General features: G+C 74.6%; 4 protein-coding genes. All 4 read right to left on the bottom strand.

Annotated elements, in window-relative coordinates; genetic code table 11:
- Window positions 1-54: 54 nt before the first annotated feature.
- On the bottom strand, window positions 55-1,515 hold the full coding sequence (locus tag ABT129_RS22765) for a N,N-dimethylformamidase beta subunit family domain-containing protein (RefSeq protein ID WP_351904460.1): 1,461 nt from the start codon (window positions 1,513-1,515) through the stop codon (window positions 55-57).
- A 216-nt stretch (window positions 1,516-1,731) separates the two neighbouring features.
- Window positions 1,732-3,822: a M48 family metalloprotease gene (locus ABT129_RS22760; protein ID WP_351904457.1), complete on the bottom strand. Its 2,091-nt coding sequence runs from the start codon at window positions 3,820-3,822 to the stop codon at window positions 1,732-1,734.
- Between the two features lie 260 nt (window positions 3,823-4,082).
- Complete coding sequence (gene purD / locus ABT129_RS22755) at window positions 4,083-5,333, bottom strand: phosphoribosylamine--glycine ligase (RefSeq protein ID WP_351904454.1); 1,251 nt, start codon at window positions 5,331-5,333, stop codon at window positions 4,083-4,085.
- Window positions 5,334-5,394: 61 nt separating this feature from the next.
- On the bottom strand, window positions 5,395-7,536 hold the full coding sequence (locus tag ABT129_RS22750; protein ID WP_351904451.1) for a DNA polymerase III subunit gamma and tau: 2,142 nt from the start codon (window positions 7,534-7,536) through the stop codon (window positions 5,395-5,397).
- Between the last annotated feature and the right edge of the window lie 351 nt (window positions 7,537-7,887).

The raw sequence follows: 7,887 nt of genomic DNA, 5'->3' as shown, positions 1-7,887 counted from the left end.
TCGGACTCGTGACCGGCCCCGGTCGGACTCATGACCCGAGCCGGACCGGACCGGTCAGTCCCTCTTGCAGATCCGGTCGAGCAGGTTCGCCGTGGCGCGCTGGACCCGTGCGTCGACATGGCCCGGCCGGTCCAGCGCCGGCGACCACGCGAAGGTGCCGGAGGCGAAGACCCAGGCACCCGAGGGCGCCCGGTAGAGCGAGGTCTCCTGGTGGCGCAGCGCCCCCTCACCGTCCCGGTAGGGCGAGTGCGCGAGCAGGATGCGGCCCTGGTGCTCCGGGAGCGCCGTCCGCGGGAAGTAGCGGTCTGCCTCGCCCGCGACCAGGCCGGGGAGCTCGTCGCCGTCGCCTGCCCCGGTGGCCTCCCAGAGCCAGTGCTCGGCGTTCCGCACGACCAGCGGATGCGGTTCGGGCACCCGGCCCGCGTACTGCATGCCGAGGAGCTGCTGCTCGGGCCGGTCGACCTCGCGCCAGAGCGCGGGGCGGCCGGGGCCGCGCCGCTTGCGGCAGGTGAGCAGCCGGTCCGGCACCCCGGACGGCGAAGGGCCCAGCTCCACCTGCCAGTACATGGTGTTGGCCGAGAGGAAGACGAGCGACGTGCCCTGGTCACGGGCGAGTTCGACGGTCTTGCGCATCGGCACCGACCAGTACTCGTCGTGGCCCGGGAAGACCAGGCCCCGGTAGCGGCTCGGGTCGACCCGGCCCGCGTGGAGGTCGCGCGTCTCCGCGTACGCCAGGTCGTAGCCGTAGCGCTCGGCCCAGCGGATGAAGTCGTAGGCGTGCCCGACGTGCAGCGGCAGCCCCGCGCCCGCGTACGGCCGGTCGAAGGAGACGGTGACGGCCGCGTCCTGCTCGCCGAGCAGCCGGCCCTCCTCGTCCCAGGCGTGGTAGAGGCTGGCGCCGGTGTGGCCGTCCTCCGGATAGAGGTTGTACGCCTGCCACGTCACGTCCGGGAGGACGAGCAGCAGATCGGCCGGGTGGTTGTCGCGGACCGTGAAGGGGATGTGCGAGCGGTAGCCGTCGGCGGTGGTGAGGACCGCGACGTACGCGCCGATCGACCAGTAGCTGGGCACCTGCAGCCGCCAGGACTGCCACCAGTGGTGACAGGAGACCGTGCGGTCGGCGGTGAGCGGGGCCGGCTGGACGATCCCGGAGAGCCGCGGGCTCGTGGTGATCTTCGCGGCGCCGTCGCCGCTGTAGTGACCGATCCGGTAGACGTCGACCGAGAACTGCTGCGGCGGGTCCACCGTGATGTGGAAGTCGATCGACTCGCCCGGCGCCACGGCGCCGTCGGACGCGAAGCCCTTGATCTGGCGCCGTACGTCGTCGGCCGTGCGCGGGCCGCCGCTGCCGCCCCGGGCGAGGATCTCGTCCGCGTACCAGGGGACCATCTGACCGGTGTCGTCGAAGTAGTTCTCGGAACCGCGCAGCCAGGGCAGCGGGCCCTGGCCGAAGGGGTCCGTCACGGCGTGCGCGAGCGCGCCCGACTCCCACCGTCTGATCTGCTCCGCCCCCATGCTGCGCCCCTCCCTCGACTCCCCCGGGTCGGCCGGTCACCGCCGCGTTCGTGTCGCCGGTTCGTGTCGCTGGTCCGTGCCTCTGTCAGTGGCGGTCTCCAGCACATCACATAACGCACGCACTCCGTCACCGTTCGTCGTGAATTGGCGAGAGTGGAAGCCGGGCCTCCGGGAAGCCGGGCCGGGCGGGTGCCGTCGAGAGGCTGCCGAGGCGCCTCAGACCAGGCGTACGGGCTTCTCCGGGCGCACCCCGGTGCGGACCAGCCAGACCCGCAGCGGCTCCGGGTCACCCTCCTCGACGAGGGCGAGCACACGGGGACCGAGGTCCGCGGCCCGCTCGCCGCCGACGATCAGGGCCGGGCCGTCGAGCCAGTCGAGGCCGGGCACGGCCTCGGCCGTGTCCACGGCCGCGCAACAGACCATCGCGGTGACGTGGTCGGCGAGCAGATCCCGGCCGGAACGGGGCGGCTGGAGCGGGAACAGCGGCAGGGGCCCGTCGGGCCCGCTCACGACCGCGGGCGGTGAGGTGGCCGCCCGGTCGCCCTTCTCGGCGCTCCTGGCCGCCGCCTCGGCGCTCCTGGCGGTGGCGGCCACCCGCGCCTCCCGCGCGGCCTCCTCCCGCGCGAGGAGCGCGGTGAGGGCACCCGCCAGCGCTTCGGCGGCGGGATTCACGGGCTCGTCGTCCAGGTCTTCGCCGTCCACATCTTCGCCGTCCGGGAACTCGTCGGTGAGTTCGCCGGCGAGCTCGCTGCCGACTTCGCCGGGGAGTTCGTCGGAGGGCTCGCCGCTCACTTCACCGGGTAGTTCGTCGGAAAGCGGGGGCTCCTCCGTGGTGGCGGACCTGGTGGACGTACCGGGGCCCGTGGACGTGACGGAGCCCGTGGACGTAACGGCGCCCTTCGACGTACCGGAGCCCTTCGACGTACCGGAGCCGACAGCCGTGCCCGAGTCGGCGTGGGCGGTGCGGGCTTCGGGGGTGGTCTCGTCGTCCTCCGGGCGTACGGCTCCGAGGGCCGGAGGCGCCGTCGACAGGTGGGCGATCACGCGGGTCAGGGTCGGGCCGTCGGAGACCGCTCCGAGGCCGCCGGCCACGCCACCGGCCGTCGCCTCGGCCTCGTCGAGGCCGTCGAGGACCTGGTGCAGGCGGGCGGCGTCGGTGCGCCACTTCCGGTCGACGACCTCCTCCGGGTACTGGCTCCACTCCACCGGGGACCAGTCCGGGCCCGCTTCGGCCGGGCCGCCGTGGAAGAGGCGGGCGGCGAGGAGCGAGGTGGCCTCGTCGACCGCGCCCGGCTCCTCCAGGAGGTCGCAGGCGGGGCGCTCGCCGAGGCGGGAGGAGAAGCCGTCCGCGAGCCGGTCGCGGCGGGAGAGTTCGGTGAGGGCGGAGACCACGCCCGCGTCGAGCTTGGAGGGCCAGCGACCCATGCGCCAGGCGGGCAGCGCGACCCGGGTGAGGAGGCGGTCCCAGCCCGCGTAGGCCAGGCCGACCTGCTCCTGGGCGACGATCCGCACGCCGTAGTCCACGGCCTGGGCGCGCTCCGAGCCGGCGGCGGCGACCCCGCGCTCCATCTCCGCGGCGTGCCCGCGACAGGCGCGGAGCAGGACCCGGGCGACCTGCCCGACCCCGTGCGCGCCGAGCCTGCGGAGCGGGTCGAGGCCGGCCGTCGTGGGCACGGCGACGGCCGCGTCCAGGCCTCGGACGAAGCGGCGGGCGGCGGCTATGTCGGGTTGTGCGGCGGGGCCCGTACCGGCGACGACGGGGGCGAGGACCGCCCGCAGCTCGCCGACGCGCATCCACCACAGGAAGGGCGAGCCTATGACCAGGACGGGAGCACCCTCGCCGGCGCCGTCGCCCCCGGTGCGCAGCGCGCGGTGGGCCCGGTGGGTGCGGTCCTCCAGCCAGCTGTCGCAGTCCGGGGTCAGCGCTATCGCGGCCGGTGCCGGAACGTCGAGCCGGTCGGCCAGGTCCCGGACGAGCCGGTAGAGGTCGGGGGCGGCGGCCTCGGAGAGCTCCACCGTCGGTGTGGCGGCCGGGCGGGCCCGGGCGACGACGAGGGAGACGGCCGTGGCCGCGACGAGGACGAGCACCGCGAGCACGGTCACCACCCAGCGGGCCGCGTCCCAGCCGGAGCCGGTGAAGTGGCCGGTGACCCCGCCCGCGTACAGGACGACTGCCACGGCGGCGGGGAGGACCGCGAGGCCCAGCGCCCTGCCGCGGACCCTGAGGACCGCGAGGGCCCGAGAACGCGCGGCGCGCGCTCCCCACTCCTCGCCGACAACGGAACCGGTACCGGACACGCCGTACATCACCCCCTCCTGCCCTGGTCGGGACTGCCTGTGGCGGTGTTGCTCACTCCCCCACTGTGGCACCCGGCACTGACACCGCAATGCCGGTGGGCCAAGTGCCGGAACGCCTCTGCCGCACCCTAGTTGGGGCTTGGGCGGACGTCATCCGGATGGCCCAGCCGTCACTCGATGGAATGGCTTTGGGTAAAGGTGATGGCGCTCGCGCGGCCGTACGGATTCCCGTACGGCCGCGCGATTCACCAGGCAGGACTGCGGTGGGATCAGGCCTCGGCGGCCTTCCGCGCGATGTCCGTACGGTGCTGGGAACCGTCAAGGCGGATGCGGCCGACCGCCGCGTAAGCGCGCTCGCGGGCCTGCGACAGGTCCGTTCCGGTCGCGGTGACCGAAAGGACCCGGCCGCCCGCGCTCACGATCGCGTCGCCGTCCCGCCGGGTCCCGGCGTGCAGGACGTACGCGTGCGGGGCGTCCTGCTCCGCGATGTCGGCGAGACCCTCGATCGGGTCGCCGGTGCGCGGGGTCTCCGGGTAGTTGTGGGAGGCGACGACCACGGTGACGGCGGCGTCGTCGCGCCAGTTGAGCGGCGGCTCGTTGTCGAGGGTGCCGTTGGCTGCGTTCAGGAGGACGCTCGCCAGCGGGGTACGGAGCCGGGCCAGGACGACCTGGGTCTCGGGGTCGCCGAAGCGCGCGTTGAACTCGATGACCCGGACACCGCGGCCGGTGATCGCCAGGCCCGCGTACAGCAGACCCGAGAACGGGGTGCCACGGCGGCGCAGTTCGTCGACGGTGGGCTGCAGGACGGTCGCGAGGACCTCCTCGACCAGCTTCGGGTCGGCCCAGGGCAGCGGCGAGTAGGCACCCATGCCGCCGGTGTTCGGGCCCTCGTCTCCGTCGAGCGCGCGCTTGAAGTCCTGCGCGGGCTGGAGCGGGAGGACCGTGACGCCGTCGGTGATCGCGAAGAGGGAGACCTCGGGGCCGTCGAGGTACTCCTCGATGACCACCCGGTCGCACCCGAGGGCGTGCGCCCGCGCCTGGGCGAGGTCGTCGGTGACGACGACGCCCTTGCCGGCGGCGAGGCCGTCGTCCTTCACGACGTACGGAGCACCGAAGGCGTCCAGCGCCTCGTCGATCTCCTCCGCGGTCGTGCAGACGTAGCTGCGGGCGGTGGGCACCCCGGCGCCGGCCATGACGTCCTTGGCGAACGCCTTGGAGCCTTCCAGCTGCGCCGCTTCCGCCGACGGGCCGAAGACGGGGATGCCGACCGCGCGGACGGCATCGGCGACACCGGCGACGAGCGGAGCCTCCGGGCCGACGACGACCAGGCCGGCGCCGAGCTCGGTGGCGAGGCGCGCGACGGCGTCGCCGTCCAGCTGGTCGACGGGGTGCAGCTCGGCGACCTCCGCGATTCCGGCGTTGCCGGGCGCGCAGTGCAGAGCGGTGACGTCGGGATCGAGGGAGAGAGAGCGGCACAGGGCGTGTTCGCGGGCGCCGCCGCCGATGACGAGGACCTTCACGCCAGCCAGGGTAGCCCGCCGGTGGGGATGCCCCTTGTGTGGGCCACTGAACGAGACGCCCCTACTCGTTGGTGTATTCCTCCACAACGGTGGCTCCGAGCTCGCGCACGATCAGGTCGTGCCCCGACAGGGCCGAGTCGACGAGGTCCGGGTCGTCCTCCTCCGGCACGTCGTCCTCGGGCGCCACGGGCTGCGGCGCGGGCGGCGTGTACGCGGGCGCGGGGGCCTGCGCCGGAGCGGAGGCGGACGCCTGCGGGAACGCCGGGGCGGACGGCGCCTGCGGCGGTGCGGGGGCGGACGGCGGGGCCTGCTGGAAGGACGGGGCGGGGGCGGCGGGGCGGCCGAAGCCTCCGGTTCCGCCCGAGCCGCCGAAGCCGGTGGCGGCGGGCGGCGGCGCGGAGCCGCCCGAGGGGTCGATGATCGCCTCGACCTTCCAGTTCACGTTGAACTGCTCGGCGAGGGCCTGCTTCAGGACGTCCTCGCTGCCGCTGCTGGCGAAGTTGTCGCGGGCCCCGGCGTTGAGGAAACCGAGCTGGAGGGTCGTGCCGTCGAAGCCCGCGACCTGCGCGTTCTGGCTGAGCAGGATCCAGGTGAAGCGGCGCCGGTTCTTGACGGCGTCGAGGATCTGCGGCCAGAGGTTCCGCACCTGGGCGGTGTCGCCACCGCCGCCGGTGGCCGCCGGAGCGGGAGCGGGGGCGGAGTGCGTCTGCGCGGGAGCGGGGGTGGGAGCCGGGGCCTGGGCCGCCGGGGCGGACGCGCCGGGCCAGGCGCCGGGAGCGCCACCGCCGGGGGCGGCGGCACCCGGCCAGGCACCGGGCCGGGGGGCGGCGGGGGCGGACTCCTGCGGCTGTACGGGGGCGGGCGCGGGTGCCGCCTGCGCCGGAGCCTGGGCGGGAGCAGGGGCGGGGGCCGGCGGAGGCGGGGCCATCGGGGTGTGGGCGTCGGGCCCGGGGACGTACCCCAGAGGAGCCGCGGGAGGCCCGGGCGTGAAGACGGGCGCGGGAGCACTGGGCGCTCCGGGAGCGAAGGCGGCGGGTGCGGCGGCGGCCCCACGCTCCAGGCGGTCCAGGCGGGCCTGGACGGAACGCTCGTCGTCGAAGGCGGCGGGCAGCAGCACGCGCGCGCAGATCAGCTCCAGCTGGAGCCGGGGCGAGGTGGCACCCCGCATCTCGGTCAATCCGGTGTTGACGAGGTCGGCGGCCCGGCTGAGCTCGGCGGCACCGAACACGGACGCCTGCGCCTGCATGCGCTCGATCACGTCGACGGGGGCGTCGATGAGCCCCTTCTCGGCGGCGTCCGGCACGGCGGCCAGGATCACCAGGTCGCGCAGCCGCTCCAGGAGGTCGGCGACGAAGCGGCGCGGGTCGTTGCCGCCCTCGATGACCCGGTCGACGACCTCGAAGGCCGCGGCGCCGTCACCGGCCGCGAACGACTCCACGACCGAGTCGAGCAGCGACCCGTCCGTGTAGCCCAGCAGGGACGTGGCCATGGTGTACGTCACACCGTCGGCGGCGGCTCCGGCGAGGAGCTGGTCCATGACGGACATCGAGTCACGCACGGAACCGGCGCCGGCCCGCACGACCAGCGGCAGCACCCCGTCCTCGACGGGGATGCCCTCGTGCCCGCAGACCTCGCCCAGGTACTCCCGCAGGGTGCCGGGCGGCACGAGCCGGAAGGGGTAGTGGTGGGTCCGGGAGCGGATCGTCCCGATGACCTTCTCGGGCTCGGTCGTGGCGAAGATGAACTTCAGATGCTCCGGGGGCTCCTCGACCACCTTCAGGAGGGCGTTGAAGCCCGCCGAGGTGACCATGTGGGCCTCGTCGATGATGTAGATCTTGTAGCGGCTGGAGGCGGGCCCGAAGAAGGCCTTCTCCCGCAGGTCACGGGCGTCGTCCACACCACCGTGCGAGGCGGCGTCGATCTCGATGACGTCGATCGACCCCGGCCCGTTGCGCGCGAGGTCCTGACAGGACTGGCACTCCCCGCACGGCGTCGGCGTCGGCCCCTGCTCGCAGTTCAGACACCGCGCCAGGATCCGCGCACTGGTCGTCTTGCCACAGCCCCGGGGCCCGCTGAACAGGTACGCGTGATTGACCCGGTTGTTCCGCAGGGCCTGCTGCAACGGGTCGGTGACATGCTCCTGCCCGATGACCTCGGCGAAGGACTCGGGACGATAGCGGCGGTAGAGCGCGAGAGACGACACATGTACGAGGTTATAGGCGCCCACCGACAACCCGGGAAAAACCGCCGGGGGGGGGAGGGGGCGGCGGGGCCGGGTGTCCGGGTGCCGGGGGTGCCGGGTGCCGGGTGGTTACGGGGCCGGGGGTGACGGCAGGGGCGGATCGCTGGCCGGGGGCCGGTCCTAGCGGGGCACCGGTCCGACGCGGGTCCGAGCGGGCTTCCGGCCCGACGCGGGTCCGAACGGGCTTCCCGCCCGACGCGGGTCCGAGCGGGTTCCCCGCCCGACGCGGGTCCGAGCGGGTTCCCCGCCCGACGCGGGTCCGAGCGGGTTCCCCGCCCGACGCGGGTCCGAGCGGGTTCCCCGCCCGACGCG

Source organism: Streptomyces sp. NPDC002057, assembly GCF_040296665.1.
In the GTDB taxonomy this organism is placed as follows: Bacteria; Actinomycetota; Actinomycetes; order Streptomycetales; family Streptomycetaceae; genus Streptomyces.
The sequence above is the reverse complement of the archived record's forward strand: the minus strand, read 5'-3'. Positions and strand labels throughout refer to the sequence as shown.

Excerpts from the sequence above, each read along its gene's own strand:
- ABT129_RS22760 (WP_351904457.1), bottom strand. The coding sequence starts at position 3,822 with ATGTACGGCGTGTCCGGTACCGGTTCCGTTGTCGGCGAGGAGTGGGGA.
- ABT129_RS22765 (WP_351904460.1), bottom strand. The coding sequence starts at position 1,515 with ATGGGGGCGGAGCAGATCAGACGGTGGGAGTCGGGCGCGCTCGCGCAC.